Below are 26,918 nucleotides of genomic sequence, written 5' to 3'. Positions count from 1 at the left end.
CGTTCAGTGCCTCGCGTGCAGCAGACCCTCCCGCACCGAAGCGGGCCGAGATGCCTCGAGCTCGAACTCGGCGAGCGCGCGGCCCGCGACGGCGGCGATGCCCGCCGGCGGCAGCTCCTCGAACTCGCCGAGCACGAGGGCGATCTGCTCGATCGGCGGCAACGTCGAGAACAGCACGGCGTCGTCACCGCAGCCCTCCGCACGCCGGGGCGCCCGGCCCTCCGCGTGCAACAGGTACACGAACCACGACACGGCGTACGCGCACAGTTCGGGACCGATCGGGCCGCGCCAGGTCGCGACCGCCCGTGCCAGCGCCCGGTCCAGGATCGGAGCCGCCCGCTCGGAGCCGACGGACAGCAGCCGAGCGCACGCGGCGAGGTCCGGGAGCCGGCCTTCGAGCACCTCGCGCAGACCACGACCACTCGGGTCGCCCGTGGACCCGCCACTGGGCTCCGGCGGCATGATGTACATCGTCCGCTCCCTCCGTGCATTCCGGCCCGGGGAAACCGATGCCGTCTCCCCGTCTATCGTTCGGCGAGGCCCGAACGTGACGGACCTCTCACCGCAGCAGTGCCTTGACCTCCAGGAATTCTTCGAGGCCGAAGACGCCTGCCTCGCGGCCGACACCGGAGTGCTTGTAGCCGCCGAACGGTGCGTCCGTGTTGAAGGCGCCGCCGTTGAGGTAGACCTGCCCGGTGCGCAGCTGCCGAGCGACTCGCTCGGCCCGGGCGCGGTCGGCGGACCAGACGCCGCCGGAGAGCCCGTAGTCGCTGTCGTTGGCGATGCGCACGGCGTCGTCCTCGTCGCGGTATCCGATGATCGACAGCACCGGCCCGAAGATCTCCTCGCGCGCGATCGTCATGTCCTCGGTCACGTTCGCGAACACGGTCGGTCCGACGAAGTAGCCGGTGCCGAGGCCGGTTTCGCGGCCGTCGAGGACCAGCTCGGCGCCCTCCTCGATGCCCTTGTCGATGTAGGACCGCACCCGCTTGAACTGGTTGGCGTTGACCAGCGGCCCGAGGCGGGTGGTCGCCGCGGCGGGATCGCCGACGGTGTAGGCGCGCGCGACCTGTTCGGCGAGGGCCGCCACCTCGTTCATCCGCTCGGCGGGGACGAGCATGCGGGTCAGGGCCGAGCAGGTCTGCCCGGAGTTCAGGAAGCACTGGGCGACGCCGTCGGTGACGGCGCGGGTCAGGTCGGCGTCGTCGAGGATGACGTTGGCAGACTTGCCGCCGAGTTCGAGCGCGACCTTCTTCACCGTCTCCGCGGCGACGACGGCGACGCGCTTGCCCGCGCGGGTGGAGCCGGTGAACGACACCATGTCCACGTCGGGATGCGCGGCGATGGCCTCCCCCACGACGGGACCGTATCCGCTGACGAGGTTGAACACGCCGGGCGGCAGCCCGGCCTCGTCGCAGAGGTCGACGAGCGCGTAGGTGATCAGGGGCGCCACCTCGGTCGGCTTGAGCACGACGGTGCAGCCGCCCGCGAGGGCCGCGAAGACCTTCAGGACCACCTGGTGCAGTGGGTAGTTCCACGGGGTGATGGCACCGACGACGCCGATGGGTTCCCGGACGATGAGGGCGTTGCCCACCTCCCCGGCGTCGAAGTCGTAGGTCGCGGCGAGTTCGGCGTAGCGGGTGATGTTCTTCAGCGGCATGCCGATCTGGACCGGCTTGGCCAGCGCCACCGGCATGCCCATGTCGCGCGAGACCAGTTCGGCGAGCTCGTCGATGCGCTCGGCCATGAGGGCCGCGACCTTGCCGAGGTGGGCGCCCCGTTCGGCGCCGCTGAGCGCCGACCACGCCGGGAACGCCGCACGCGCGGCGCGGACGGCCCGGTCGACGTCCTGCGCGGTGCCTTCGGCGACGACGGCGATAACGTCCTCGGTGGCCGGGGCGATCACGTCGATCCGGCCGGTGCCGTCGGAGTCCACCCATTCGCCGCCGATGTAGATCTTCGTGCGATCGAGCACGTTGTTCATGTGTCGGTCCTTCTCCCCTGAGTGATGTGCTTCACAGGCAGCGTACGACGCGGGCCCGACGCGCAGCGGGAAGCCGGTCCGGCCCGCCGCGGCGGGTCAGGGCCGGGTCTCGAGGGCGCGCTGGAGCGTCGGCCACGCCTTGGGCAGCTGGTCGCGCCAGTAGCCCCACGCGTGCACCCCGACGGGTTCGTAGGTGACGGTGACGGGGATCTTCAGGGCTCCGAGGCGCTCCTCGAGCCGCTGGGTGCACATCCGCGAGCCGGCCTCGAGGATGCCGCCGAGGACGAGCGTGCGCGCGAGGTCCGGGGTGTCGGGTGTCTCGTGGGGTCCCGGCACGCCGGTCGCGGCGGACAGGTACAGCTCCTTGCCGGCGAGGTTCTCGGCGTGCGCGACGGTGTCGTGCTCGGCCCACTCCCGGCTGCCGGGCGGCCCCCACATGTTCACGGCGTCGCCGCCCTGCGACGAGGTGCTGGTCTGCACGACGGCGCTGCCGAGCAGGTCGACGGTCGAGTAGCAGCCGCTGAACGCGGCGACGCCCCGGTACAGCTCGGGGTGGCGGTGGGCGAGCATCATCGCCGCCTGCCCACCCATCGAGTTCCCGGCGATCGCGTTGACCCCGTTGCTGTTCAGCCGCGCGGCGAGCAGCGGCGGCAGTTCCTGGGTGAGGAAGGTCTCCCACTTGTTGAGCCCGAGCTTGGGGTCGGACTGCAGCCAGTCGCTGTAGAGGCTGCCGCGCCCACCGTTGGGCATGACGACGTTGACGTTCTTGTCGGCGAAGAAGGCGGGCGCGCCGCCGATGTTCATCCAGCCGCTCGTGTGGTTGCGGGCGCTGACCCCGTCGAGCAGGAACAGGGTGGGACGCGGGACGGAGTTGTCGGCGGGGAGCAGGACCTCGACGCCCACGTCGCGGCGCAGGGCGGGGCTCGCGACCGTCAGCCGCACCGCGCGTTCGGCGATCGGGGTCTCCCCCACGATGGCCGCGGTCTCGATGTCACGCAGCTCGGGCAGCGGGCCGGGGTCCTCCTGGAAGGCGGCCGGCACCGAGGAGCCGGAGTTCGACCCGGTGCCGGGTGCCGCGACGGCGGCTCCCGCACCCAGCACGGTCACGGCGGCGAGGGCCGTACCGGTCGTGAGCAGGCGGACGAGTGCCGGACGCCGGGCAACCACCACGAGGACCTCCCTAAACCTCAAGTTCAGGTTGAGAGTAGCCGACGCGCGGGCTTCGTGGTGCCTTTCCGGATCGTCGGCGTGCCCGAAAGACGCCACGGCGACGGAGGCGCCTCCTACACTTTTGGCACAGGCCACGGGAGGAGTCGCCGATGCCCGACCGCTCTGCCGCACGCACCGAACGGGCGCCCGCCGTCGAGCGCCCCGCACAGCTCCGCAACGTCGTCCTCGTCGGCTGCAGCGGGGTCGGCAAGACCACCCTCGCCGAATCCCTCGCGCTGGCCGCCGGCGCCGTGGGCCGGGCCGGCCGGACCGCCGACGGCACCACCGTCTCCGACTACGAGGCGATCGAACAGCAGCACCGTCGCTCGGTGCAGCTGGCCGTGCTACCGCTCGCGTGGAACGGGGTGAAGATCAACATCATCGACACCCCCGGGCACCCGGACTTCGACGCCGAGGTCCGCGCGGGTCTGCACGCCGCCGACGCGGCCGTATTCGTGGTCTCCGCAACCGATCCCATCTCCGCCGCCACCCGCACCCTGTGGCGCGAGTGCGCCGAGACCGCGATCCCCCGCGCCATCGTCGTCTCCAAGCTCGACGTCGCCCGCACCGGCTTCGACGACATGCTCACCGCGTGCCACGACGCGTTCGACCTCGGCCCGGACACCCTGCGCCCGGTCTACGTGCCGGTCTTCGACGGCGGCCGCCCCTGCGGCTCGATCGATCTGCTCAGCGGCCGCGGCTACGGCAATCCCGCCGCCGTGCCGGACACCGGCGCCGCACGCGAGAGCCTCGTCGAGGCGATCTCCGGCCAGGACGACACCCTCATGGAGCGCTACCTCGCGGGCGAAGCCCTCGACACCGAATCCCTCGACGAGGGGCTGCGGCACGAGATCGTCGACTGCGCACTGCATCCCGCGCTCGCCACCACCGACTACGGGGTGGGCGCCGCCGAGCTGCTCGACCTCGTCGCGATGGCCTTCCCCGACCCCACCCACCGTCGCCCGCCCGCCCCCGCCGCCGACCCCGAGGCACCGCTGGCGGCGCAGGTGATCCGCGTGGCCGGGGACGCCTACGTCGGACGCATCAGCCTCGTGCGGGTGTATTCCGGAACCTTGCGGCCCGACACGACGATCCGGCTGGCCGGAGCCGCCGGCGACGACACCACCGAACGCGTCGCGACCCTCACCAGCCCGTTCGGCCGGCAACAGCGCCCGGTGCCCGAGGCCGTCGCCGGCGACCTGGTCTGCATCGCCAAGCTCCTCACCGCCCAGCCCGGCGACACCCTTTCCGACGCGGGGGAGTCGACCCTCCTGGACCGCTGGCCGCTACCCGAGCCGCTGCTGCCGGTGGCCGTCGAGGCCCATACCCGCAGCGACGACGACAAGCTCTCGCAAGCGCTCGCCCGGCTGACCGCCGAGGACCCGGCCCTGCGCCTCGAACAGAACCCCGACACCCACCAGCTGGTGCTGTGGTGCACGGGCGAGGCCCACGCCGAGGTCGTCCTCGACCGGCTGCGCACCCGCCACGGCGTGCACGTCGACGGCGTCCCGTACCGGGTGGCGCTGCGCGAGACGTTCGCCACCCCGGCCAAGGGCCACGGCCGGCTCGTCAAACAGTCCGGCGGCCACGGCCAGTACGCGGTGTGCGACGTCGAGGTCGAACCGTTGCCGCTCGGCGGCGGCATCGAATTCGCCGAACGCGTCGTCGGCGGCGCCGTGCCCAGGCAGTTCTACCCGTCCGTGGAGAAGGGCGTGCGGGCGCAGGCCGCCAAGGGGGTGGCCACCGGGAACCCGCTCATCGACGTCCGCGTCACCCTCGTCGACGGCAAGGCGCACTCGGTGGACTCCTCCGACGCCGCGTTCCAGACCGCGGCCGGGCTCGCCCTGCGTGACGCCGCCACACACACCGAGGTCACGCTGCTCGAACCCGTCGCCGCGGTGCGGGTGATCCTGCCCGAGGAGTACCTCGGCGCCGTCCTCGGCGACCTGTCCGCCCGGCGCGGCCGGGTCCTGGGCACCGAGAGCGCCGAGCCGGGCCGCACTCTGCTGCGCGCGGAGGTCCCCGAACTCGAACTCGCCCGCTACCCGGTGGATCTGCGGTCGCTCACGCAGGGCACCGCGGAGTTCTCCCGGATGCACCTGCGCTACGAGCCCATGCCGGCCGCGGCGGCGGCACAGTTCACCGGCGGGCAGCGCGAGTCCACGTCGAACGGCAAGTCCCGCAACGGAAACCGGTAGCGTCCCGGGCAGATCATTCCCGCAGCAGCAGCGACGCCAGTTCGGCCGGGCGGGCGAGGGCCGGCAGGTGGCCGGTGTCGATCACCTCCGGCTCCACCCCCAGGCGTTCGTGCGCGAGCCGCTCGATCAGCGGCAGCGGGAACAGCCGGTCGTGCCGGCCCGCGATCACCCGCACCGGTACGTCCGGCCACCGCCGCGCCCGCCACGCCGGCTCGAACGCCGACTCCGCCATGTCCGGCTGCTCGTGCGCGAATGCCTCGTCGACGACGTCGTCCGGCACGTCGTGGAAGAACAACGCGCGCGGATCCAGCGGCGCGTCCGGGTCACGTCCGTCGGCGACGTCCTGCGCGCGCTTCGCCTCGGCCTGCCCCACCGCCGACCACCACTGTCCCGGCGACTCGCCCGGCGCCGGGATCATCGGCGCCACCAGGACCAGCGCGTGGACCGGCATCCGCTCGGCGACGATCGCCGCGGTGAACGCGGACATCGACTGCGCGACCAGGGTCGGTGGGCGCGCGAAGTCACGGCAGGCCGCCACCACGACGTCCGCGTACGCGTACTGGTCGGCGCCGGGGTCGGTGTACGGGAGGTCGACCGGCACGACCTCGTGCCCGCGCAGCAACGGCGCCACCCGGTGCCAGTACCACGAGTCCGACCCCGCCCCCGGCAACAGGACGAAGCTGCGGGTCGTGGCACCGGGCATCGTCGGCGGCCGATCCGTCACGAGAGGGGACGGTCAGTCCGGCGCCTCGTCGCCGGTCTCGATCGGACGCTGCTCCTCGCGGTCCGAAACGCTGCCCTCGACGCCCTCCTCCTCGCGTTCGCTCTCGACCCGTTTCTCCATGTCGTCCACCAGGTTCTCCAGGTCCTCCCCGGTGACCGGGGCGGGACGGTCGGTGGCCTCCACGGGCTCTTCTCGGTCATCGCGCTGTTCCGGACTTCCCACGGTGTGACGTCCTTTCGATGTCGGCCGACCTCGGTCGGTGCAGCCCTCCCGCATTACCCGGTCGCCCGCGCCCCGAAACCGCGCACCGGGCGCACATCACACCGTCGGGAAGGTCTCCGAGGGGCGCTCCCCCTCGTCGTAGACCGTCTCGGGCGAGCCGATGATCTGGGCATCCGGGGTGCCGACCACGCGCGGATTCTTGCCGGTGTAGTCGAAGCGATGCAGCACCCACTTCATCGCCTCGATCCGCGAACGCTTCTTGTCGTTCGCCTTGACGATGGTCCACGGGGCGTGCGGGGTGTCGGTGTAGAACAGCATCGCCTCCTTCGCCTCCGTGTACGCGTCCCACTTGTCGAGGCTCGCGAGGTCCGTCGGCGAGAGCTTCCACTGCTTGACGGGGTCGGTGCTGCGCGCGACGAACCGCGCGTGCTGCTCCTCGCGGCCCACCGAGAACCAGAACTTGACCAGGTGGATCCCGGACTGCACCAGCATCCGCTCGAATTCCGGTGCGGAGCGCGTGAATTCGCGGTACTCGTTGGGGGTGCAGTAGCCCATCACCCGTTCGACACCGGCCCGGTTGTACCAGGACCGGTCCATCAGCACGATCTCCCCGCCCGCCGGCAGGTGCTCGACGTAGCGCTGGAAATACCACTGCGTGCGTTCCCGCTCGGTCGGCTTCTCGAGCGCCATCACCCGCGCACCGCGGGGATTGAGATGTTCGGTGAACCGCTTGATCGCCCCGCCCTTGCCGGCCGCGTCGCGCCCTTCGAAGATGACGACGATCTTCTCGTTGTGCTCCTTGACCCAGGCCTGCAGCTTGAGCAGTTCGATCTGCAGCTTGCGTTTGCGGGCCTCGTACTGCCGCCGCGTCATCTTCGTGTCGTACGGATAGCCGTTCCGCCACGGTTCGTCGACGTCGGCGATCCGATTCTTGCGGCCGGACTTCCGCAGCAGCTCGCCGATCTCGTCGATCTCCGGGGTGACGTCGATCTGACCGTCCGACGCGAGTTCGAACGGTTCGCCCTTCTCGTTCAACTCGTCCACTCCGTGAGATTACCGCCGCCACCGGCCCGTCGCGGTCCGAACGCCGGTGCGACCCGCGGCGCATTCGCCCGTTTCCACCCCACCCTGTAGGCTTCGAGTCATCGATGGGCATTTCGCATCGGGCTTCCCGCCCGGTGGGCCCCGATTGGAACATCTTCCGGCTGATTCGCGGCCGACCAAGGAGCGTCCCGTGACGCACACACCGCGGCCCGGACAGCGCGGCACCGACCGGGGTGTGCCGGCGCAGCCGGGAACGCAACCGTTCCCCGAACCCACCCGCACCCCGCGGTTGCTGCTGCGACCTGCCGGGGCGCCCACGTCGTCCGTCGACGGCGCCTGGTTCCCCTGGACCCAGAACATCACCTCGGAGCTGCACGACCTGGTCTCGGCACTCGCCCCGAGGCTCGGGCCCGTCGTGCGGATCGCGTTCGAATGGAATGCGGTCAGCTCCGCCCAGCGGCGCATCGACGACGTCGACGGCATCGAGATCACCGGTCCGATCCCCGGCCAGCCGTCGACTCTGATGTATCTGTTCGGCGAACACGGCACCCGGCTCGCGCTGACGATCGTCGCGCCCCACACCGACCCCGACCGCGCCTACGAGATCATGCGGACCGTCGCCGGTGTGCCCGATGAACACTGACCCGCTTCCCCCGACGATTACCACCACAGAACAGGACACCATGCAGCACCACGAGTACCCGATCTTCCTTCAGCCCGGCACCCCCGCCGACGCGAACACTCCCACCGAGGCCGAGACGGATCCCCGCCGGCACGGACCGCACGACTACTCCGGGCTCTTCTCGGCTCCGAACTGACCGGCATATCCCCGCTGCGGGGGGAACATGATCGAATCCGGCGCAGGACCCCGGCGCAGACGTCACACTGAAATCCGGAGAAATCCCCCGAACTCTGGAGACGCCATGCGCCGGCTGTCGATCCTTGCGATGACCACCTTCGTTCTGGCGGCCGCCGCCTGCGGCTCCGACAGCGGCACCGAGGACTCCGCGACGACGACCACCCGCGCGCCCGACTCGGCCCAGGCCGAGCAGTTCCAGGCCGCGCTCGACGACGTGCGCGACGACTTCAAGTTCCCCGGCGTCGTCGCGCGGGTGATCACGGCCGACTACGAGTGGACCGGCAGCTCCGGGACCGCCGGCCGGGACTCGACCGAGCCCCCGACCGCCTCCGACCACACGCGCATCGGCAGCATCACCAAGACGTTCACCGTCACCGCGATCCTCCAGCTGATGCAGGACGGCAAGCTCTCCCTCGACGATCCCATCGGCAAGTACGTGCCGGGTCTGCCCAACGGCGACACCGCCACCCTGCGCCAGCTCGCCGACATGACCAGCGGCATCCCCAGCTACACCTTCGACGAGAACTTCCAGAACCAGCTGTTCGGCGACCCCACCAAGCCCTGGACTCCCGAGCAGCTGCTCGACATCGTGCGTGGTGACCCGCCGAACTTCGCGCCCGGGGAGAAGTGGGAGTACTCGAACTCGAACCTCATCGCCCTCGGCCTGGTCGTCGAGCAGGTCAGCGGGCAGAGCCTGGGCGACTACATCACTGAGCGGATCACCGAGCCCATCGGCATGAGCGAGACGTCGTTCCCCGACGGCACCGACATCCCCTCCCCCCATCTCGACGGCGTCACCGAACAGGGACAGCCGGAGGGGCAGACCACCGACGCCACCAACTGGGATCCGTCGTGGGCGTGGGCGGCCGGGGCGATGATCTCCACCCTCGACGACCTGCAGATCTGGGCGAAGGCCATCGGCACCGGCGAGGGACTCTACGACCAGCAGACCCAGGACGTGCGGATGTCGTCGTTCCTGTACGGGCTGCCGCCGAACACCGCGACCGCGGCGTACGGGCTCGGGCTCGGCGACGCCGACGGCTGGCTCAGCCACACCGGCGAACTGCCCGGCTTCAACACCTACTTCGGCTACAACCAGGACACCCGCGACATCATCCTCGTCGCGGTCAACAGCGACATCCCGAACGCCCAGAACCAGAACCCGGCACCCACCGTGGTGCAGAAACTGCAGGCCGCGCTCGCCGGATCCTGACCGCACGACGGCCGTGGCGGCCCTCACGTCGGCCGGATCCGGCGTGATCGGTCGTTATGGTGGATCAGGTGACTGCCGCACTCCTCGCTGCCATACCGGCCGACGCCGGCGCCCCCACCGAAGGCCTCGCCGGCTGGGCGCTGTCCCTCATGGACCGGCTCGGCGGCGTCGGAGCGGGGATCGCGATCGCGCTGGAGAACTTCTTCCCGCCGCTGCCCAGCGAGGTCATCCTGCCGCTCGCCGGGTTCGCCGCAAGCCTCGGCAGCTTCACTCTCTTCGGCGCCCTGTTCTGGACCACCCTCGGCTCGCTCGTCGGCGCCCTCGGTCTCTACGCGGCCGGACGCGGCATCGGTCCAGACCGGATCCGGCGGATCGTCGACCGGCTTCCCCTCGTCGACGTCGCAGACCTCGACCGCACCACCGCCTGGTTCGAACGACACGGCGGCAAGGCCGTGTTCTTCGGCCGCATGGTCCCGCTCTTCCGCAGCCTGATCTCCATCCCCGCGGGCGTCACCCGCATGCCCGCGTGGCGATTCGTCCTCTTCACGACCGCGGGCAGCCTCATCTGGAACAGCATCTTCGTCTTCGCCGGCTACGGCCTGGGCGCGAACTGGTCCCGCGTCGAGCCGTACGCGTCGATGTTCCAGAACGTCGTGATCGGTGGCGTCGTGCTCTTCGCCGGGTACGCCGTGGTCAAGCGGGTGCGCAAGCGCCGCGCGCAGACCGACGCGAACTAGCCGACCTTGCACCCGTTCCTGTCGGCTTGCATCCGTTCCGGCGCGACGAAACGGGTGCAAGCACGCAGAAACGGGCGCAGGCTCGGATTCAGAACATGACGCCCGCGAACGGCGCCGAGGCCGTCGCGAACAACTGCTCGACCACCGGCAGCGCGTCCGCGTCGTGCACCTGCACGAGCCCGGCGACCTCGAGCTGATGCCAGCGGGTCCCGCCGAGCAGCGTCGCGGCGAGCGTGGACGCGTCCACCTCCAGCTGTGCCGGCTCGTCCACGCGTTCCGCGCCCGACGCCGAGATCCGGTAGGTGCCGGAGTTCTCCGGCAGCCGGTCGTCGACCACCGCCAACCGCACCTCACCGGGGCCGGCGAACGTCCGCTCCCGCAACGCGGCGGGCACGTCCACGATCCGCAGCCACGTCTCGTCGCCGGCGCGGCGCAGCTGCACCGCGCGCGAGTCCGTCAACAACCACGGCAACGGGTCGTCCTGCGGCATCGCGGCGAAGACGAACGTGTCGACGAGATCGAGGTTCAGCAGGAACCGCAGCAGGCCCAGGTAGGCGGTGCGGGTCGGCGCGAAGAAGTCCTCGACGACGACCGTGCGCTCCCGGCTGCCGAACCAGGTGTCGGTGCCGATCGGGCGGTAGCGGGCGAAGCCCGTCTCCGCTCCCGGCTCGCCGTGCACCGCGACGTACCGGGGTTCGCGGTCCCCGACGATCCGGTGCTCCTGCGACCGCCACCAAGGCGGGATGCGGTCGATGCTCCCGGGCCGCGACGACGGATTGTCGTCGGCGATGCGCGAGAGCAGGTCCCACGCGTCGTGCGGGTCGACGAGCCGCACCGGCCCGCCCTCCCCCACCGACGGACGCAGGACAGCCCGCCGCACGTCCAGTTCGACGGTGTGCGTCGTGGTCGCGATGCCGTACCCGAAACGGCCGTAGATCGTCGCCTCGGAGGCTCGCAGCGACGTGACCACCTCACCCCGGTCGCGGGCGTCGCCGAGCTGGTGCCGCATCAACGCCGACAGCACGCCCCGACGCGTGTGCGTGGGCAGCACCCCGACGTGCGTGACGGCGGCGTGCGGGACGCGGCGCCCGCCCGGCAGGATCATCCCGCTCGACGCCGACTCCACGGTGCCCACCAACTGCCCGTCGACGAACGCGCCGAGCGTGCGGCCCTGCTCGCGCTGGGTCAGGATCTGGCCCGGCTGGAGCGGATTCGGGGCGGGCATCCCGATCATCGCGGTACGGAACAGTTTCGCCGCCGACAGCAGCTCTGATTCGGTCTCGAGGACCCGGATCTCCGGCATTACCGCAGCATACGGGGATCGCGGCGACGGGACCGCCCGGACGTGCCCTCCGCCCTGGGCTGCCGTTCATCGAAGTGCCGCCGCCGCCCCACCGAACAACAGAACACCGACCAGCAGCGACGGGACCGCGACGCTGGAGATGGCCAACCCCATGCCGAATCGACGGACCGGCCCGCGGAACGCCGTCAGCAATCCCCCACCGACGAGGGGACCGAGGTACGGCCACGCGGCGTCGCCGCCGGCAATGCCGAGTGGGACCGACGCCACGCACACCAGGCCGCACAGCGCCCCGGCGAAGCTTTCCGGGCCGAACCAATCGATGCGATCGGTCCACCACGACTCACGGCTCGTCACGACAACGACCACACGACACAGAGAACTACCGCGGCCCCACCGACTCCGAGCGCAATGCCGCGGCGACGTTCGACGCGTGAGCGCGCCAGCACAGCAGCGATGGCAGCCATGACCGCGGCGACGACAGCGAGGATCCACCCTTCCGGCGGGTTCGCCCGATAATCGATCGTGCCGATCGCGGCAACGATCCCGACGAACAACGACGCTCCGCCGCCTGCGGCGAGCGGCAGGGACCACGTGGCGGCCTCCCAGAAGCCGATCCGATCGAGCCGTTGCGAGATTCCCGACGGAAGGACCGGCCGAATCATCGGACGACCACCACGCGAGGTGGATCCTCCGTACCACCGAGCCTCGTGGGCTGGTGCGGATCCGCATCCGGACGTGTCCCAGCCCCGTAAGGCGGCAACTGAGCATATGCAGACCTGAAACGCTCGAACGCTTCCGTTCCGACCCCGATCGAATGATGGAACGGAAGGTTGATGAACGGTCCGTATTCGCTGCCGCTGTCGGCAGGGTCGATCGTGACAGTTTCCGTACCGCCCATGGGCGTGTCCCGATAGACCTCGAGCGCCGGGTAATCCGTGATCACACCGTCGACAGCAATTCCGTCCGCCCGCGGCGATACGACGATGTCACCGTTGACGGTATGCGTTGGCGTCGACACATCCGGAGCGAGAGGGTTTCTCGCGTGGTACTGGATCCGAACGGCACCGTCGGCCGCCTGCTGGACGTCTACGGTCGGCACACCGGCCCGTACGTCACCGTCGACCGACACCGAAGGATTCTGACGGGCGACCACCATGCCGTTCTCGTAGTCGACGTAGATCGCGACTCGTGTGTCCTCGACGTCGAACCGGGGATCCTCGGACCGATGGTCACCCAGATCCTGCGGCAGGTTCACCACCGTTTCGGACGGGATGTAGAGCCCGATCCGCACTACGCCCTGACCCGGCACGGGTTCGATCCGACCCGCGACGACCTCTGGCCCGACCCCCGCGTACTTCTCGGCGAAGCTGCTCGCAACAAGGATGTGGGCCGTCGTCCAGTCAACCGGGTCGAGCGGAAGCCGACCTGTGAGTCGTTCGAATGCATCGGCGGCATCCGCCCGCCGCTCGTCGCCGGAGTCTGCCCCCGGGGCAGGTGCGGGTCCTGCGAGCACCACGTCCGCCGGAAACCGAACCTCGTCCGATTGCATCGCGGAGAGCGACTCGAGCGCTCTCCGCATCGCCGCTGCAACCCGCGCGTCTTCGTCGCCCAGTACGGTCAACGCGCGGACAATCTCCGTCTCGTGTCGGCTCGCGACTTCTTTCGAGGCTCCGGCCACATCGACCGCCGAGACACGCCCATCGTTCGCAACCCGAAACCCCTCACATTCCGCCGACGCGACGGCATGCAATACGTACGATCGCGCGGCCTCGATGCTCGAGGCTCCGCGGTGAGCAACATCGACACAACGTTCGAGACCTCCTGCCGCGCGATTCGCCGCATCCACGAATCGCTGCATCCTGGTGCGTTCGTGATCGCCGGCTGCTCCTAGCCAGAACCGGTGCGAGTCGTCGAAGTCGCGCTCCACGTCGCGCTTACGCCGGTCGATCTCGTCACAGAGTTCTTCCCACGCAGCTGCGATCACGACCAGCGAAGCGGTGTCCCAGCGTTGGGCCTGCTCTCTCGTCGCCGGACTCACACTCTGCCCCGCAGGTCGCGCAATGCGTCGGCCGACGCACGATCCACCTCCGAATACGAATTCGCAGCAGCATCAGCCCTCATCGCCACGTCGCGCAGACGAGCGGCCAACTGGGACGTCGATGCGACCACGGCTGCCCACACCTCTTCACATGCCACCGCGGTGCACGATCCGGAAAGCAGATCCCCGACCTCCGACCTGTCGGTGCATTTCTCCAGTGCGGCACCGGCATCGGCAGCCCTTGCTGCAAGCAACCGGAGTTCTTCCGGCACGACGAAAACGCTCTCCCCCATGTAGATGCCCCCTGTGTCCCCAACCTGCCCGATGCACCTTACACAGAAGGACCGCCCCTACTTGCGACTGTCGGATGACCCGACGCCGAAAATTTGACGGCTTCCGCGGCAACGCTCACCGAGTCGGCAGACACCCGGTCGTCCCGCTCATCAGTCGCCAGTGCCTCGCGTTCGAGCGGCGGCGTTCCCATGCCGTCGGCGCGCTACAGTACCCGGGCCGATGGACATCACGGGGGGGATTTCATGGCCGAAGGACTTCGTCTGGATCCGCAGGCGATCGACGAGATCGTCGCACTCTGCGACACCATGCTCGAGACTTTGCGAGAAGCGGCGCTGAACGCAAGACGCCTCACCGATGCGCCGAGCTTTGGGGGCTTCAGATCGGCAGAGGATCTACGCGCCGGTTTCGTGCGCAAGGCTCACGGCACGCCCGAGTCGCTCGATGAACGGCTCGAACAGTTCCACGCGGTGCTCAGCGGTATGCGCGAGACGTTCGCCGCCGGCGGGGACGGCTTCCTGACCGCCGAGTACGACTGGACCGAGCGCCTGCACCGTGCAAGCCAGGACGAGCTGTGACCGGACGCCGCACCGCGATCGCAGCCGGTGCGCTTCTGGCACTCGTCGTGCTCACCGGTTGCGCCGCGCCCACGCCTACCGAGGTCACCGTAGGCGCATCCCCGCACGCGCCGACCACCACGACCCGAGTGCCACGCCTGGTCGACGAATCCGATCGGCCTCTCGTCGCCTTCGACCCGTGCCTGGACATCCCCGCCCACGTGCTCACCACCGCCGGCTACGACCCGGAAACCGAAGACGAAGCGGACTTCGCCGCCACGCATTACACCATGCTGGGCTGCTCCTACAAGGGCACCCTCCGCATACCCGGAGTCCTGGCCCGCTACGGACTGACGGTGATGTCGGCCAACTTCACCTTCGAGGAAGAGTGGCAGAAGGCCACCGGCAACGGTGACGACATCGTACCCACCGAAATCGTCGGTCGACGTGCGCTGCTGAAGTCCAATTCGTCTCTGCCCTACAGCTGCGGGATGAGCGTCGAAAGTTCCTACGGGGTGCTCATTTTCGCCCGCATCCACTTCCGCGACAGCAGCGCTCCCCTACCGGAATCCCAGTGGTGCGTCGGCCTGGAGGACACCGTCGGTCGGATCGTCGCGGTTCTCGACGACTTCGAATCGGCATCGCGCTGAACGACATCCGCAGGATTCAGGCAGAGAGCACCGCTCTTGTGTCGGTGCCGCGCGCTACGGTTGATCGCACTGGAGGAAACCACAGAGGAGGCGGCCAGTGAACGACAGCACGGACGTCCCGGAGATCAACACCTGGGACGGAATGATCGACTGGCTCGTCGACTCGTTCACCGACAAGCCGACGGGTCTCGTCATCGACCTGGGACCGAGCGGCTACGTCGCTCCGCTCGACCAGGACGAGGACGAGGACGAGGACGAGGACGAGGATCTGGTGGTGTGCGCGCAGGTACACGTGCTGGCAGACGGTGTGCTGATGGTCCGCCGCTCCCGGACCGTACTCGGCCGGCTGCGGCTGGACACTCACGCTGTGGACGGGCTCGAGCTCGACCGATGGTTCTTCGACGGCCACTTCGACGACTGCACCGACGGCTACCTCTTCACCCGCGACGTCACCTTGGCTGCCGACGCATGTGTTTCGTGGTTCCGCGACAACCCGGACGCGCCCCCGCTCGACGAACTGGGATGCGAGTACGAGTTCCCCGACACGCTTCCGATCGGCACGTAGCCCCCAGCGTGACCCCTGCGGCTCGTTTCGGTCAGTGCCGCTGTCCGAGCAGACGTTCGAGGCCCGTCTGCCCGATGATCGAGATCCTCTGCCCGAGCCGCAGGCGTTCCCGCACCGCGTACAGCTTGCGTCCCTCGGACTCGTTCAGTCCGTTGCGGACGTCCCCTCGCACGAGCAGCGTGGTCGAGTCGCCGACGGCATCCTGCACGTGTCCGCCGGCGCGCCGGACGAGCTCCGCGGCCTCGCTCCGAGTCCATCTCTGGAGCTTGCCGGATCGAAGACACCGTCGCGCGTATCGTCGCCGCACTAGGCGAGTTCGAGTCACGCAGCCGCTGAGTGACATTCACAGCCGCTCCACCGTCAGTCATCCGCCCCCACAATTGAACGTGCGGATGACTGCGCGACGCGCGGATACCGTTCTGCGCCTCAGCCTTCCGCCGCGGGCAGCAGGTGCCCCATCCGCCGCCGCTTCGTCTCCAGGTACCGCACGTTCGCCGGGGCACTGCCCACGTGCAGCGGCACCCGCCCCGACACGACGATGCCGTTGGCCTCGAGCCCGGAGATCTTGGCCGGGTTATTGGTGAGCAGCCGCACCGACTGCACACCGAGGTCGTGCAGGATCGCGGCGGCGCCGCCGTATTCGCGGCCGTCGGCGGGTTCGTCGAGTTCGAGGTTGGCCTGCACGGTGTCCAGGCCGCCGTCCTGCAGCCGGTAGGCGGCGAGCTTCTTGAGCAGACCGATGCCACGGCCCTCGTGCCCGCGCAGGTACACCAGCACCCCGCCCTCGTAGGCGAGACGCTCGAGCGCGGCGTCGAGCTGGGGGCCGCACTCGCAGCGCTGGGAGGCGAACGACTCCCCGGTCAGGCATTCGGAGTGCACCCGCACCAGCGCGCCGTCGCCCGGCTCGCCGGCGAGCAGCGCCAGATGCTCGGCGCCTGTGAGCCGATCCTGGTAGCCGACGGCGCGGAAGGTGCCGAACCGGGTCGGCATCACCGTCTCGGCGGCGCGGAGCACCCGTCCCGTCGGCGCGACGGGTGCGGGCAGCGCGTGCGCGGCACGGTAGTTGATCAGCTCCGCGACGGTGAGGACGGGCAGGTCGTGCCGGGCGCCGAGGTCCTCGATGCCGGGCAGGCGCATCATGGATCCGTCGTCGGCGACGAGCTCGGCGATCACCCCGACCTGCGGCAGGCCGGCGAGCGCGCACAGGTCGACGGCGGCCTCGGTGTGGCCGGGACGTTCGAGCACACCACCGGGCCGGGCGCGCAGCGGCAAGATGTGCCCGGGCCGGATCAGGTCCCGGGCGGTGGCGGTGGGGTCGGCGAGTACCCGCAGCGTGGTGGCACGGTCGGCAGCGCTGATGCCGGTGCTCACCCCGCGCGCCGCGTCGACTGTGATCGTGTACGCGGTCTGCTTCGGGTCCTGGTTGTCGGTCACCATCGCCGGCAGGTCCAGGGCGTCGGCGCGGGCGCCGGTCATCGGCGCGCACAGCAGGCCCGAGGTGTGCCGCACGGTCCACGCGATCCACTCCGGACTCGCGTGGTGGGCGGCGAGGATCACGTCGCCCTCGTTCTCGCGGTCGGCGTCGTCGGCGACGAGGACGGGACGCCCCGCGCGCAGTGCGGCGAGCGCCGCCTCCATCCGGCTCACGACGCCACCAGCCTGCGGAAGGCGCTGCGGTGGAACACGATCGGCTCTGTGCCGGAGTCGTCGCAGTGCAGTTCGTGGACCCGCAACACTACGATGGCGTGGTCGCCAGCGGGGACCTGCTGCTCGATCGACACGTCCATCCGGACGCTACAGCCGGCGACGAACAGCGCTCCCCCGTCCCGGGTTTCGGTGTCGAGGCCGGCGAACCGGTCGCCGTCCTTGGCCGCGAGCCCCCGGGCGGCACCGTCGGAGTTCAGGACGCTGATGCCCAGTCGCGGCCGTGCCGCGAGCTTCGGCCACGTGGTGGAGGTGTTCTGCACGCAGAACGCCACCAGCGGCGGATCCAACGACACCGGCACGAACGTGCTCGCGGCCACGCCGAGGCGTTCGGTGCCGGTGTCGGCGCAGATCGCGACGACCCCGGACGGGACGTGGGCGAAGGCGCGGCGCAGCGCGGCGCCGTCGAGGGTCAGGGTGGTCATCGGGTCTCCGTCCGGAGAGTGGAACGCAGGACCGGCGCCCAGCGCTCGGCGTAGTCCGCGATCCGGGTGTCGGTGGTGTAGGTGGAGTCGAGCAGGTACAGCCCCGGCGCCGGGGTGGTGGCGCCGAGTTCGACGAGCACCGGCTTGAGCAGCAGGTCGGGGGCCATGGCGTGGGCCGGGCCGGCGCCGAGCATGAGCGGCACGGCGGTGACGTCGCGCAGGCCGTCGCCGGTGGCGAACTGGTCGAGGAACAGCTTGAGGATGCCGGTGTAGGTGGCCTTGAACGTGGGGCTGGCGAAGACCACGAGGTCCGAGGCGGCGACGGTGTCCACCGCCGCCTTGACGGCGTCGTCGCCCCAGCCGAGCAGGCCGGGTCCGAGGGTGATCACGTCGACGACGTGGTCGGGGGCGGAGCCGGTGAGTTCGGTGGCCAGGAGGGTGGCGGCGTCGAGGGTGCGGGAGCCGGGCTTGGGGTTGCCGGCGACGACGGTGGTCTTCATGACGGGTGTCCTTCGGTCGGGCGCTCAGCGCGCGGATCGGGAGGCGGTGCGGCGACGGACCGCACCGGAGAGGGCGACGGCGACGACGAGGGCGCCGCCGTAGAACAGTTGCTGGACGAAGCTGGCGACGCCGAGCATCTGCAGGCCGACGACCCCGGCGACGAGGAAGTACACCGCGACGAGGGTGCCGAAGGCGTTGAAGCGGCCGGGCACGATCGCGGTGGCGCCGAGGAACGCGGCGGCGAACGCCGGGAGCATGAACGACTGGCCGGACGACGGGTCGGCGCCGCCGAGCATGCCGGCGTAGACGATGCCGGCCAGGGCCGCGACGAGCGCGGAGGTGACGAGTGCGCCGCCGCGGATGCGGTCGACGTGCAGGCCGCTCAGCCGCGCGACCTGCGGTCCGCGCCCGACGAACAGCAGCCGCCGACCGATCGGGGTGTACTGGAAGATCACCGCGGTGAGCACGACGAGGGCGAGGGCGTAGTAGAACTGCAGCGACACCCCGAATAGGCGGGTGCCGATGGTCGCGTCGACGAGTCCGGCGTCGATGCCGGTGACCGAGGTGGAGTCGGAGATCCACTGCACCACGCCGAGGACGACGGTGCCGCTGCCGAGCGTCGCGATGAACGAGTCGATGTGCAGCCGCACGACGAGCACGGCGTTGACGACGCCGACGACCAGCGCGACGAGCACGGCGACGGCGATGGCCGGCAGCAGCGACCAGCCTTGCTGGACGTTGAGCACCGCGATGGTCATCGCGGCGAGGGACATGGTGGACACGGCCGAGAGGTCGAACTCGCCGGCGGTGAGCGGCACGATCAGCCCGAGGGCGAGGATGAGCAGCACGGCCTGGGAGCCGAGGATGTTCTGCACGTTGTTCGCGGTCGGGTAGATCTCGGGGCGCAGCGCGCTGAAGACGAGCACGACGGCGACGAGGGCCAGCACGAGCGCGTACTTCTCGACCAGCGGGCCGAGCACGACGCGCGGCCGGGTCGAATCTGCAGCAGGGGCAGGCATTTTCGTGGTGGTGGTCTTGTCGAGGGTGACGGACATCAGGCTTTCACTTCCTGTCGGGTCAGTCCGAGGACGCTGTCCGAGATGTGGTGCTTGGAAAGTCGGTCGCCGGTGAGTTCGGCGATGATGTGGCCGCGGGAGAAGACGAGGACGCGGTCGCACAGCACCGACAGCTGCTCGTAGTCGGAGCTGGCGACGACGATGCCCGCTCCCCCGCGCGCCGTCTCGCGGAGCATCTCGAAGATGCGGGCGCGGGCACCGATGTCCACGCCCTGGGTGGGTTCGGCGAGCAGCACCAGCGCCGGGTCGGTCTGGAGCCACTTGCCGAGCAGGGCCTTCTGCTGGTTGCCGCCGGAGAGGGAACCGTAGACGGCCTGCGGGTCGCGGGGCCGCACGTCGCAGCGGTCGGCGAGGGACGCGGCGACGGCCCTGAGCGCGCCCGGTTTGACCCAGCCCGCGCCGAGGATCGGCAGGGTGATGTTCTCGGCGACGGTCAGCTCCGGTGCGCTGCCCTCCAACTTGCGGTCCGGCGGCACGTACACGACCTTGCGGTCGAGCGCGTCGATCGGGGTGATCGTCTGCAGCGCCACGGTGTTGGGTCCGATCGTCAACCGTCCTCCGCGGGCCGGACGGGCCCCGTAGAGGGCGGGCAGCACGTCGTCGTAGCCGGAGCCGGCGATGCCGGTGAGTCCGACGATCTCGCCGGGGCACACGTCGAAGCCGATGCCGTCGACGGTCGCGGTCTCGAGTTCCTCGACCCGGGCGAGCGGGGGCGCGTCGTCGAAGTCGCGGACGGGCCCGGCGACGCGGGGGTCGGCGGAGTCGAGGCTGCGGCCGACGATGAGGTCGATCAGCGAGGCGGCGGTGAGATCGCGGGTGCGGTGGGTGCCCTGGGAGACGCCGTCGCGCAGGACGGTGACACGGTCGGTGTGGTCGAGCACCTCGTCGAGGTCGTGCGAGACGAACAGGACCGCGGCCTTCTTGTCGGCGACGATCTCGCGGACAACGGAGAACAGCAGGTCGGTCCCCTCACGGGGCAGGAACACGGTCGGCTCGTCGAGGACGAGGAGGGTGCGGCGGTCGCCGAGCTCCTCCACGGCCCGCAAGATCGCGACGAGCGCGCGGTCGGTCTCGCCGAGGCTCGACACCGGCGCGTCGGGGTCGACGTCGAGCCCGAAGCGGTCGAACAGCGCTCGTGCGGTCGACTTCTCGCGCCGCCAGGAGATCCACGGCCTCGAGCCGGCGACGACGGGCCCGACGCGCAGGTTCTCCACCACCGACAGGTCGGGCACGAGGGCGAGGTCCTGGTGGACGAAGCTGATGCCGAGTTCGCGGAACCCGCCGGCCGGGACGGGCAGGGGCACGTCGCGGCCGCGGACCTGCAGGGCGGCGCCGGGGTCGGGGGCGTGGAACCCGGCGAGGACCTTGATGAGGGTGGACTTGCCGGAGCCGTTCTCACCGAGCAGGCCGTGCACCTCGCCGGCGTGGATCGTCAGGCCGACGTCCTTCAGGACGGTGTGGCTGCCGAAGGTCTTGGACAGGCCGACGATGTTGACGATCGGGTCAGGGCTGCTCACTGGACCCCCACAGAGCCTCGTAGCCGGTGACGTAGGCGGTGCCGTAGCCCTTGTCGGGCTGCGGCGGGGTGCCGGTCTCGTCGATGTTGTCGGCGGTGATGAGCTTGAGCGGGGTCTGCTGGGCACCGTTCGGGACGGGGTCGTAGCCCAGGAGCAGGCGGCCGGCCTGGTCCATGGTGGCCCAGGCGAGCCACGGGATGGATTCGCCGACGTTCATGGTGACGATGCCGTCGTCCTGCTGGATCTTGAGCACGGCGGGGGTGCCGTTGACCGACGAGATCTCGACCTGTCCGGTCTTGCCGGCGGCCTTGATGCCGGACTGGGCGTAGAGCGACATCGAGTCGTAGATGGGCAGGACGAAGTCGATGGTGGGGTCGGCGGAGAGGGCGGACTGCACCTCGGACTGGATCTTGGTGGCCCACTCGGCGACGGGCACGTTGACGATCTTGTATTCGCACCGGGGGCAGTACTGCGCGATCTCGTCCTCCATCGCCGCGACCTCGGCCTTGGCGGGCGGGACCTCGTTGGACGTGATGATCAGGGCGTTGCCCTCGCCCTCGGTCCGGTCGATCATCCAGTCGACGGTGAGGCGGTTGGCCTCGGCGAGCGGGGCGTCGGTGGTGGCGTCGACGAGCCCCTCGAGGCCGGGGGGTAGCGACTCGCCGCGCAGGATGGTGTGGGTGAGCAGGACGGGAATATTTGCCGCCTCGGCCTTTTCGAGGGCCGGCTTGATGAGGGAGGCGTCGATGCCCTGGGAGAGGATGATCAGGTCGACCCTCTGGTTGACGGCCTGTTCGACGCCGGTGGCCCACTGGGCGGGCTGGCCCTGGTTCGTGTATTCGATCCAGGTGGCGCCGTAGCGCTCGGCGACCTTCTTCGATTCCTCGTCGACGGCGACGTTGTAGGGGTTCTCGCTGTTGGTGGGGATCGCGAAGATCGTCTTGCCGGCGATGTTCCGCATCGGGAAGGGCTCGGCCTCGAGCGTGAACTCCGGGTCGCCCTCGTACTTCGCAAGCTGGGCACGGGCGTACTCGATGCCGGCGGCGACGTCGGCGTCGGAGACGTCCCCGCCGCCGGAGTCGGAACTGCTGCATGCGGCGAGACCGAGGGCGGCCGTGAGGGTGAGCGCGGCGATCGCGGCGCGACCGGGAAAGGAGGGGCGCATGAATTCTCCTGGAGGGGGAAGGAGGTTCGACAAGAGGCGGGGCGCGACGTTGCGGAGCCGGCCGATGCGGTCGATGACTTCGAATGTATCGGGTGCCGTGTTGCGACCGGCAACACCGTTGGTTCGTTCGTGTTAACTGCCGTGCGGCTCCCCCACCCGTGCGCGTTTCTGGTAGCCCGAGCTACCGGAATCACGCACGGGCGAGGTAGGACTGGGCGCGGGTCAGGGGCCAGACCTCAGCCATCTTCTGCTGCATGTCGAACAGGTTCGAGTGGTGGATGGCCGGATCCCGGTCGCCCACGGCGTCTTCCACGACGATGGGGATGTAGCCGTGCTGCATCGCGTCCAGGGTCGTCGCGCGCACGCAGCCGCTCGTGGACAGGCCGGCGATAAGGACGGTGTCCACCCCGAGCGACGTCAGGTACGAGTTCAGCGACGTGCCGAAGAACGCGCTCGCGTATTTCTTGGTCACGAGCAGCTCGGCGCACGTCGGCTCGAGGCCGTCGATGAGTTCCCCGTACGGGCTGCCCTCGCAGAACGCGACGAGCGTGCCCGACTTCTTGAAGAACACCCCGGCGTCGGCGCCGTCGGCGCGCAGCCGCACCTCGGTGATCACGACGGGGATGCCGGCGGCGCGGGCGTCGGCGAGCAGCGTGCGCATCGCCGCGACGTTCTCCTCCACCCCGGCGTAGAGCGGGCAGTCCGGGTCGATGTAGGCGCGGGCCGGATCGACGACGATCAGGGCCGGGCGGGTGCCGGGCTGAAGTTCCTGCCCGAAGCCGGCGCGGGCGTAGTCGGCCGCCTGGGCGGTGCGGTCGGCGAGGGTCATGCAATGTCCTTCAGGGTCGTGACGGGTTCGAGGGGACGCACGGCGGCGGGCGCGGCGACGTTCCGGCGCGGGAAGGCCAGGCACACGGCGACACCCGCGGCGGCGACGACGGTGAGCGCGAGACCCACCGCGCGGACGTTGTCGACGAACCGCGCCAGTTCGGCGCTGCCGAGCGTGCCGAGGGTGCCGCCGTACGCGGCCTGCCGCGCGGTGGCGCTGAGCCCGACGGTCGCGACGGCCAGCGCCAGCGCGGTGCTGAGCAGGTAGCCGACGTTCTGCAGCGTCGAGCGCAGCCCGTTGGCGATCCCGCGACGTTCCGCGGGCGCGGTGAGCATCAGTGCGCTGGTGCTCGGGGTCATGAACAGGCCGGTGCCGCAGCCGAGGACGAACAGGAACGGCGCCGTCGCCCCCAGCGAGCCGCCGTCGGGCGAGAGCATCAGGGTGACGCCGAGCAGTCCGACGGCGTTGAGCGCCATGCCCGTTGCGGTCAGGGTGCGCGGGGTGAAGCGCAGCATGAGCGAGCCCGCGGCGGCGGCCGCGACGACGGTGCCCACCGCGACGGGCATCACCAGCAGCCCGGCCGCGACGGCCGAGATCCCGCCCACCGCCTGCCCGTACAGCGACACGAGCAGTGTCACCGCGTAGGTGGCGACGGCGTTGACGAGCACCGCGACGAGGACGAGCGCGATGCCGCGGTTGCGGAACAGCGTCAGGTCCACCAGCGGGTGGGTGCGACGGATCTGCACCGCCGCGAACACCGCGCCGAGCACCAGGCTCGCCGCGCCGCACACCCACGGCAACCCCGGCGACGACGTCACCCCCGGCGTCAGCGCCAGCACGACGGCGGTCAGCAACGCGGTCGACAGCACCGCGCCGGCCAGGTCGAACGGCTCACGCTCGACGCGACGGCGAGCCCCGCGCGGGATTACCAGCAGCGACGACGCGATCGCGAGCACCCCCACGGGCAGCACGACGACGAACAGCCCGCGCCAGCCGAACGCGGCCGTCGCGGCACCGCCGATCACCGGCCCGACGACCTGCGCGATGGCCGCGACGGTCGCGTTCCAGCCGAGGGCACGGCCCAGGCTGTGCGGCGGGAACGTGTCGGTGAGCAGCGCCGTGTTGTTGGTGACGACGGCCGCCGCCCCGACGCCCTGCAGCACCCGTGCCGCGATCAGCCACCCGGCCGTCGGGGCGAGCATGCACAGCCCGGTCGCGACCGTGAACACCGCCAGCCCCGCCAGATACAGCGGGCGCCGGCCGACGATGTCGGCGAGCCGGCCGAACACGAGGATCAGCGCGGTGGTGACGAGCATGTAGCCCAACAGGATCCACGTCGACTGCGCCGCCGACGCCCCCAGCTCGCGGGTGACGGTGGGCAGCGCGACGGTGAGGCCGCTGATGCTGAGAAATACCGCGACCACGCCGATGCTGGTGGCCGCGAACACCCGCCACGGATGCGGATGATGCCGTGCGGCAACGCTATCCATCGGCGCGACGCTCGTGGACGCCGGTGACGGTCTGCAGCACCTGCGCCAGGCGCAGGCACGTGTCGTCGGCCCACGGCCGGCCCACGATCTGCACGCCGACGGGCAGGCCGTCGACGAAACCGGCCGGCGCCATCACCGCGGGCAGGCCGAGGTAGTCGAACAGGCCGGTGTTACGGCCGACGATCGACTGCATGGGGTGGCGCACGCCGTCGATCTCGACGGTGACGTCCGACAGCCGCGCGGCCGTCGCCCCGATGCCCGGGGTGACGAGCGCGTCGATCCCGGCGGCGTCGAACGCCTGCACCGTCGCGCGCTGGGCGCCGGCGCGGCGGCGCAGCGAGCGCAGGTAGTCCACCGCCGACGGCACCAGCCCGCGCGCGATGCGCACCTGGGTGCCGATGTCGTACTGCGCGAACCGCCCCAGCGCGCCCTCCTGGTTGGCGGCGAGCTCGCAGGTGAGCACGATGGTGACGTCCTCGTGCAGGCGGTGGGCGTCGGGGACGTCGACGGGCACCACCTCGGCGCCCAGGCCCCGCAGCGCGGCGACGGCCGCATCCCACGCGGCCAGCACGCCCGCGTCGCACAGCTCGGTGAACCACGTGGTGGGGATGCCGAGCCGCACGCCCGCCAGCGACGGCGCGCCGGGCGTGCCCGGTTCGGCGAGGCCGGCCTGCACCTGCCGCGCCACCGCATCCGGGGCCGCGGCGGGGTCGAGGCCGTCGGGTCCGGCGAGGACGTCGAGGACGACGCGCAGGTCGGCGGCGGAGCGGGCCATCGGCCCGATGTGGTCGAGGGTCCACGACAGCGACGCGACGCCCGTGCGCGGGACGAGCCCGTAGGTGGGCTTGATGCCGGTGAGGTTGCACAGGGCGCTGGGCACGCGGATCGAGCCGCCGGTGTCGGTGCCGAGCGCGAGCGGGACGAGGCGCGCGGCGAGGGCGCCGGCCGAGCCGGTCGACGAGCCGCCGGTCCAGCGGCTGCGGTCCCACGGGTTGGTGACGGCCCCGTAGCGGGCGTTGTGCGGGGCACCGCAAGCGAATTCGGTGGTCGCGGTGATCAGGACAGGGATGGCGCCTGCGGCCCGCAGCCGGGCGACGGCCGTCGCGTCGGTGCCGGCGATGCGGTCGCCGGTGGTGTGCGAGCCCGCGGTGACGGGCGCGCCGGCGACGTCGACGATGTCCTTGACGCCGAAGAAGATCCCCTCGAGCGGGCGGGCGGTGCCGTCACGCCAGCGACGGTCGGACTCGGCGGCGGCCGCGTCGGCGCCGTCGACGACGGCGAGGATCGCCCCGCCCACGAGCGCCGGGTCGGCCCAGCGGGCGCGCAGCGCGGCGAGCACCGCGGTGGGCGTGGTGGTGCCGGCGGCGTAGGCGGCGAGCAGGTCGAGCACTCCGAGGTCGTGCAGCGCCGCGTCGGTGTGCGCGCGGTATGCCGGGGCAGGGAGGGGTGGGGGCGGGACGGGGCTCGCGGCAAGCAGGGCGACGGAGTGGGCGGGCTCGGTGGCCGGTGCGTCGGGTGCGGGCGGCAGCGGGGTGAGCCGGGAGGTCTCGAGCAGGGGCGTCATGTCGGCGCGGGCTTGCGGCAGCAGGTCGTCGACGGTGGTGGCCGCGGCGGCGGTGAGGTCGGGGTAGTCGGTGGTGGTCACCCGCTCACCTCCAGCGGCAGGGCGCTCGGCCGAGGCAGCGGCGCGGGCCGGACGGTGCCGGCGGTGAGGTCGGCAAGCAGGCGCAGCACGTCGGGGCGACGGTCGCGGGCCAGCGGGAACGCCGCGCGCACGAACGGGACGGCGTCGAGGTCGAGCGTGAAACGCAGCGTCTCCCCCGCCCGGTGCGCGGGTGCCTGTGCGACGATCTCGCCGTTCGGGGCGATGACGCACGAGAGGCCGAAGTAGTCGACGGTCACGCCGTTGAGGGTTTCCGGCCCGGCGCGGTTGGCGGCGACGATCCACATCTGCGATTCGAGGGCGCGGGTCTGCAGCTCGGCGAGGAACAGGTCTTCGCGGGTGCCGAGGGACGAGACGATCGCGAGCATCACCTCGGCGCCGAGCGCGCGGGCGACCGCCCAGTATTCGGGGAAGGTGCGGTCGTAGCAGATCACGCAGCCGAAGCGGGTGCCGAACAGGTCGGCCGTCGCCGGGGCCTGGCCGGGCGCGAAGTGGTACTTCTCGTCGATGTCGACGTCGCCGACCTTGCTCGCCGGCAGCGAGAGTTTGCGGTAGGCGGGCACCGCGCCGCCGTCGGGGGCGCGCCAGGTGACGACCTCGCCGGTCGGGTCGACGAGCACGACGGAGTTGTGGGTGACGTCGGAGGCGGTGCGCTCGTACAGCCCGAAGGCGATGGCGCAGCCAAGTTCGCGGGCGAGGTCGCCGAACAGCGTGGTGGCCGCGCCGGGAACGGTCTGCGCCCAGGGGGTGCGGTCCACGTCGTGGCTGGTGCAGAAGTAGGGGGTGGTGACGAGTTCGGGCAGCACCACCAGATCGGGGACGGCGCCGGTCGCGTCGGGTGCGGCAGCGGTGCGGACGAGGGCGGCGAGCCGGGCCAGGTTGCCGAGGAGGTCCTCGGTGAGTTCGCCGGCCTGGACGATCGCGACGTCGAGGGTGCGCGGATGCAAGAGGGAA

The 26,918-nt window shown here is 70.8% G+C and carries 30 protein-coding genes; 8 read left to right on the top strand and 22 right to left on the bottom strand.

Features of this window, described 5'->3' with window-relative positions:
• Positions 1-3: 3 nt before the first annotated feature.
• From F1734_RS10230 to F1734_RS10220, 3 genes are all read right to left on the bottom strand, one after another.
• Positions 4-471, bottom strand: a complete 468-nt coding sequence (locus F1734_RS10230; RefSeq protein ID WP_010595791.1) for a hypothetical protein — start codon at positions 469-471, stop codon at positions 4-6.
• Between the two features lie 88 nt (positions 472-559).
• Positions 560-1,984 (bottom strand): aldehyde dehydrogenase family protein, encoded by a 1,425-nt coding sequence (locus tag F1734_RS10225; protein ID WP_010595790.1) that lies wholly within the window; start codon positions 1,982-1,984, stop codon positions 560-562.
• A gap of 96 nt (positions 1,985-2,080) precedes the next feature.
• Complete coding sequence (locus F1734_RS10220; RefSeq protein WP_010595789.1) at positions 2,081-3,154, bottom strand: alpha/beta hydrolase; 1,074 nt, start codon at positions 3,152-3,154, stop codon at positions 2,081-2,083.
• A gap of 149 nt (positions 3,155-3,303) precedes the next feature.
• Between F1734_RS10220 and F1734_RS10215 the strand changes: the two genes are divergently transcribed.
• Positions 3,304-5,391, top strand: a complete 2,088-nt coding sequence (locus tag F1734_RS10215) for an elongation factor G-like protein EF-G2 (protein WP_203011607.1) — start codon at positions 3,304-3,306, stop codon at positions 5,389-5,391.
• A gap of 13 nt (positions 5,392-5,404) precedes the next feature.
• Here F1734_RS10215 and F1734_RS10210 read toward each other — a convergent pair whose 3' ends face one another.
• From F1734_RS10210 to ppk2, 3 genes are all read right to left on the bottom strand, one after another.
• Positions 5,405-6,094, bottom strand: coding sequence for an alpha/beta fold hydrolase (locus tag F1734_RS10210; protein WP_203011858.1), 690 nt, complete (start codon positions 6,092-6,094; stop codon positions 5,405-5,407).
• Between the two features lie 33 nt (positions 6,095-6,127).
• The gene (locus F1734_RS10205) at positions 6,128-6,298 is read right to left on the bottom strand and encodes a hypothetical protein (RefSeq protein WP_017680406.1); all 171 of its coding nucleotides are present in this window, start codon (positions 6,296-6,298) and stop codon (positions 6,128-6,130) included.
• Positions 6,299-6,433: 135 nt separating this feature from the next.
• A complete protein-coding gene (gene ppk2, locus F1734_RS10200; RefSeq protein ID WP_010595786.1) occupies positions 6,434-7,381 on the bottom strand; it encodes a polyphosphate kinase 2 in 948 nt (315 codons plus the stop codon).
• A 190-nt stretch (positions 7,382-7,571) separates the two neighbouring features.
• On the opposite strand from ppk2, the gene F1734_RS10195 reads away from it, so the two are divergent.
• The 4 genes from F1734_RS10195 (at position 7,572) to F1734_RS10180 (ending at position 10,190) form a co-directional block, all read left to right on the top strand.
• Positions 7,572-8,024 carry a DUF5994 family protein gene (locus F1734_RS10195; protein ID WP_010595785.1) on the top strand — a complete coding sequence of 151 codons (453 nt, stop codon included), beginning with the start codon at positions 7,572-7,574 and terminating at the stop codon, positions 8,022-8,024.
• A complete protein-coding gene (locus F1734_RS10190) occupies positions 8,014-8,199 on the top strand; it encodes a hypothetical protein (protein ID WP_203011606.1) in 186 nt (61 codons plus the stop codon). The genes F1734_RS10195 and F1734_RS10190 overlap by 11 nt, the downstream gene beginning before the upstream one ends.
• A gap of 105 nt (positions 8,200-8,304) precedes the next feature.
• Positions 8,305-9,453 carry a serine hydrolase domain-containing protein gene (locus F1734_RS10185; RefSeq protein WP_017680408.1) on the top strand — a complete coding sequence of 383 codons (1,149 nt, stop codon included), beginning with the start codon at positions 8,305-8,307 and terminating at the stop codon, positions 9,451-9,453.
• A 56-nt stretch (positions 9,454-9,509) separates the two neighbouring features.
• Positions 9,510-10,190 (top strand): DedA family protein, encoded by a 681-nt coding sequence (locus F1734_RS10180; protein WP_203011605.1) that lies wholly within the window; start codon positions 9,510-9,512, stop codon positions 10,188-10,190.
• Positions 10,191-10,278: 88 nt separating this feature from the next.
• Here F1734_RS10180 and F1734_RS10175 read toward each other — a convergent pair whose 3' ends face one another.
• The 5 genes from F1734_RS10175 to F1734_RS26530 all read right to left on the bottom strand — a co-directional run bounded on the left by F1734_RS10175 (position 10,279) and on the right by F1734_RS26530 (position 13,824).
• On the bottom strand, positions 10,279-11,493 hold the full coding sequence (locus tag F1734_RS10175; protein WP_203011604.1) for a GNAT family N-acetyltransferase: 1,215 nt from the start codon (positions 11,491-11,493) through the stop codon (positions 10,279-10,281).
• Positions 11,494-11,559: 66 nt separating this feature from the next.
• On the bottom strand, positions 11,560-11,847 hold the full coding sequence (locus F1734_RS10170) for a hypothetical protein (protein WP_203011603.1): 288 nt from the start codon (positions 11,845-11,847) through the stop codon (positions 11,560-11,562).
• On the bottom strand, positions 11,844-12,155 hold the full coding sequence (locus F1734_RS10165) for a hypothetical protein (protein ID WP_203011602.1): 312 nt from the start codon (positions 12,153-12,155) through the stop codon (positions 11,844-11,846). The genes F1734_RS10170 and F1734_RS10165 overlap by 4 nt, the downstream gene beginning before the upstream one ends.
• Positions 12,152-13,531: a hypothetical protein gene (locus F1734_RS10160; RefSeq protein ID WP_238424145.1), complete on the bottom strand. Its 1,380-nt coding sequence runs from the start codon at positions 13,529-13,531 to the stop codon at positions 12,152-12,154. The genes F1734_RS10165 and F1734_RS10160 overlap by 4 nt, the downstream gene beginning before the upstream one ends.
• Positions 13,528-13,824: a type VII secretion target gene (locus tag F1734_RS26530; protein ID WP_082335508.1), complete on the bottom strand. Its 297-nt coding sequence runs from the start codon at positions 13,822-13,824 to the stop codon at positions 13,528-13,530. The genes F1734_RS10160 and F1734_RS26530 overlap by 4 nt, the downstream gene beginning before the upstream one ends.
• A 243-nt stretch (positions 13,825-14,067) precedes the next feature.
• Here F1734_RS26530 and F1734_RS10150 point away from each other — a divergent pair, with 243 nt between their 5' ends.
• The 3 genes from F1734_RS10150 (at position 14,068) to F1734_RS10140 (ending at position 15,594) form a co-directional block, all read left to right on the top strand.
• The gene (locus F1734_RS10150; RefSeq protein WP_140188486.1) at positions 14,068-14,400 is read left to right on the top strand and encodes a hypothetical protein; all 333 of its coding nucleotides are present in this window, start codon (positions 14,068-14,070) and stop codon (positions 14,398-14,400) included.
• The gene (locus tag F1734_RS10145) at positions 14,397-15,029 is read left to right on the top strand and encodes a DUF3558 domain-containing protein (RefSeq protein WP_048772953.1); all 633 of its coding nucleotides are present in this window, start codon (positions 14,397-14,399) and stop codon (positions 15,027-15,029) included. Before F1734_RS10150 ends, F1734_RS10145 begins: the two co-directional genes overlap by 4 nt.
• Before the next feature lie 97 nt (positions 15,030-15,126).
• Positions 15,127-15,594, top strand: coding sequence for a hypothetical protein (locus F1734_RS10140; RefSeq protein WP_203011601.1), 468 nt, complete (start codon positions 15,127-15,129; stop codon positions 15,592-15,594).
• Between the two features lie 31 nt (positions 15,595-15,625).
• Here the strand turns inward: F1734_RS10140 and F1734_RS10135 are convergent, their stop codons facing one another.
• The 11 genes from F1734_RS10135 to F1734_RS10085 all read right to left on the bottom strand — a co-directional run bounded on the left by F1734_RS10135 (position 15,626) and on the right by F1734_RS10085 (position 26,911).
• Positions 15,626-15,802, bottom strand: a complete 177-nt coding sequence (locus tag F1734_RS10135) for a hypothetical protein (protein WP_237658191.1) — start codon at positions 15,800-15,802, stop codon at positions 15,626-15,628.
• Between the two features lie 218 nt (positions 15,803-16,020).
• Positions 16,021-17,232, bottom strand: coding sequence for a 3,4-dihydroxy-2-butanone-4-phosphate synthase (ribB, locus tag F1734_RS10130; protein ID WP_203011855.1), 1,212 nt, complete (start codon positions 17,230-17,232; stop codon positions 16,021-16,023).
• A 5-nt stretch (positions 17,233-17,237) separates the two neighbouring features.
• Positions 17,238-17,723, bottom strand: coding sequence for a flavin reductase family protein (locus F1734_RS10125; protein ID WP_203011600.1), 486 nt, complete (start codon positions 17,721-17,723; stop codon positions 17,238-17,240).
• The gene (locus tag F1734_RS10120) at positions 17,720-18,223 is read right to left on the bottom strand and encodes an NADPH-dependent FMN reductase (RefSeq protein ID WP_017680420.1); all 504 of its coding nucleotides are present in this window, start codon (positions 18,221-18,223) and stop codon (positions 17,720-17,722) included. The genes F1734_RS10125 and F1734_RS10120 overlap by 4 nt, the downstream gene beginning before the upstream one ends.
• A gap of 24 nt (positions 18,224-18,247) precedes the next feature.
• Positions 18,248-19,279, bottom strand: a complete 1,032-nt coding sequence (locus F1734_RS10115; RefSeq protein ID WP_203011599.1) for an ABC transporter permease — start codon at positions 19,277-19,279, stop codon at positions 18,248-18,250.
• Positions 19,279-20,817 (bottom strand): sugar ABC transporter ATP-binding protein, encoded by a 1,539-nt coding sequence (locus F1734_RS10110; protein WP_203011598.1) that lies wholly within the window; start codon positions 20,815-20,817, stop codon positions 19,279-19,281. Before F1734_RS10110 ends, F1734_RS10115 begins: the two co-directional genes overlap by 1 nt.
• Positions 20,804-21,982, bottom strand: a complete 1,179-nt coding sequence (locus tag F1734_RS10105; protein WP_203011597.1) for a sugar ABC transporter substrate-binding protein — start codon at positions 21,980-21,982, stop codon at positions 20,804-20,806. The genes F1734_RS10110 and F1734_RS10105 overlap by 14 nt, the downstream gene beginning before the upstream one ends.
• 190 nt (positions 21,983-22,172) lie before the next feature.
• A complete protein-coding gene (locus tag F1734_RS10100; RefSeq protein WP_029542763.1) occupies positions 22,173-22,811 on the bottom strand; it encodes an isochorismatase family protein in 639 nt (212 codons plus the stop codon).
• Positions 22,808-24,301: an MFS transporter gene (locus tag F1734_RS10095; RefSeq protein WP_203011596.1), complete on the bottom strand. Its 1,494-nt coding sequence runs from the start codon at positions 24,299-24,301 to the stop codon at positions 22,808-22,810. Before F1734_RS10095 ends, F1734_RS10100 begins: the two co-directional genes overlap by 4 nt.
• Positions 24,294-25,946 carry an amidase gene (locus F1734_RS10090; protein WP_048772983.1) on the bottom strand — a complete coding sequence of 551 codons (1,653 nt, stop codon included), beginning with the start codon at positions 25,944-25,946 and terminating at the stop codon, positions 24,294-24,296. Before F1734_RS10090 ends, F1734_RS10095 begins: the two co-directional genes overlap by 8 nt.
• Positions 25,943-26,911 carry a carbon-nitrogen hydrolase family protein gene (locus tag F1734_RS10085; RefSeq protein ID WP_048772986.1) on the bottom strand — a complete coding sequence of 323 codons (969 nt, stop codon included), beginning with the start codon at positions 26,909-26,911 and terminating at the stop codon, positions 25,943-25,945. Before F1734_RS10085 ends, F1734_RS10090 begins: the two co-directional genes overlap by 4 nt.
• Between the last annotated feature and the right edge of the window lie 7 nt (positions 26,912-26,918).

The sequence above is a fragment of the Rhodococcus ruber genome, from assembly GCF_016804345.1.
Lineage (GTDB): Bacteria > Actinomycetota > Actinomycetes > Mycobacteriales > Mycobacteriaceae > Rhodococcus > Rhodococcus ruber.
This window is presented reverse-complemented; position numbering and strand designations above follow the sequence as displayed.

Coding starts and splice junctions, on each gene's coding strand:
- F1734_RS10115 (WP_203011599.1), bottom strand. CDS start 19,279: ATGTCCGTCACCCTCGACAAGACCACCACCACGAAAATGCCTGCCCCT.
- F1734_RS10150 (WP_140188486.1), top strand. CDS start 14,068: ATGGCCGAAGGACTTCGTCTGGATCCGCAGGCGATCGACGAGATCGTC.
- F1734_RS10225 (WP_010595790.1), bottom strand. CDS start 1,984: ATGAACAACGTGCTCGATCGCACGAAGATCTACATCGGCGGCGAATGG.
- F1734_RS10095 (WP_203011596.1), bottom strand. CDS start 24,301: ATGGATAGCGTTGCCGCACGGCATCATCCGCATCCGTGGCGGGTGTTC.
- F1734_RS10125 (WP_203011600.1), bottom strand. CDS start 17,723: ATGACCACCCTGACCCTCGACGGCGCCGCGCTGCGCCGCGCCTTCGCC.
- F1734_RS10185 (WP_017680408.1), top strand. CDS start 8,305: ATGCGCCGGCTGTCGATCCTTGCGATGACCACCTTCGTTCTGGCGGCC.
- F1734_RS10230 (WP_010595791.1), bottom strand. CDS start 471: ATGTACATCATGCCGCCGGAGCCCAGTGGCGGGTCCACGGGCGACCCG.
- F1734_RS10105 (WP_203011597.1), bottom strand. CDS start 21,982: ATGCGCCCCTCCTTTCCCGGTCGCGCCGCGATCGCCGCGCTCACCCTC.
- F1734_RS10100 (WP_029542763.1), bottom strand. CDS start 22,811: ATGACCCTCGCCGACCGCACCGCCCAGGCGGCCGACTACGCCCGCGCC.
- F1734_RS10120 (WP_017680420.1), bottom strand. CDS start 18,223: ATGAAGACCACCGTCGTCGCCGGCAACCCCAAGCCCGGCTCCCGCACC.
- F1734_RS10165 (WP_203011602.1), bottom strand. CDS start 12,155: ATGATTCGGCCGGTCCTTCCGTCGGGAATCTCGCAACGGCTCGATCGG.
- F1734_RS10190 (WP_203011606.1), top strand. CDS start 8,014: ATGAACACTGACCCGCTTCCCCCGACGATTACCACCACAGAACAGGAC.
- F1734_RS10210 (WP_203011858.1), bottom strand. CDS start 6,094: ATGCCCGGTGCCACGACCCGCAGCTTCGTCCTGTTGCCGGGGGCGGGG.
- F1734_RS10175 (WP_203011604.1), bottom strand. CDS start 11,493: ATGCCGGAGATCCGGGTCCTCGAGACCGAATCAGAGCTGCTGTCGGCG.
- ribB (WP_203011855.1), bottom strand. CDS start 17,232: ATGGAGGCGGCGCTCGCCGCACTGCGCGCGGGGCGTCCCGTCCTCGTC.
- F1734_RS10180 (WP_203011605.1), top strand. CDS start 9,510: ATGGTGGATCAGGTGACTGCCGCACTCCTCGCTGCCATACCGGCCGAC.
- F1734_RS10215 (WP_203011607.1), top strand. CDS start 3,304: ATGCCCGACCGCTCTGCCGCACGCACCGAACGGGCGCCCGCCGTCGAG.
- F1734_RS26530 (WP_082335508.1), bottom strand. CDS start 13,824: ATGGGGGAGAGCGTTTTCGTCGTGCCGGAAGAACTCCGGTTGCTTGCA.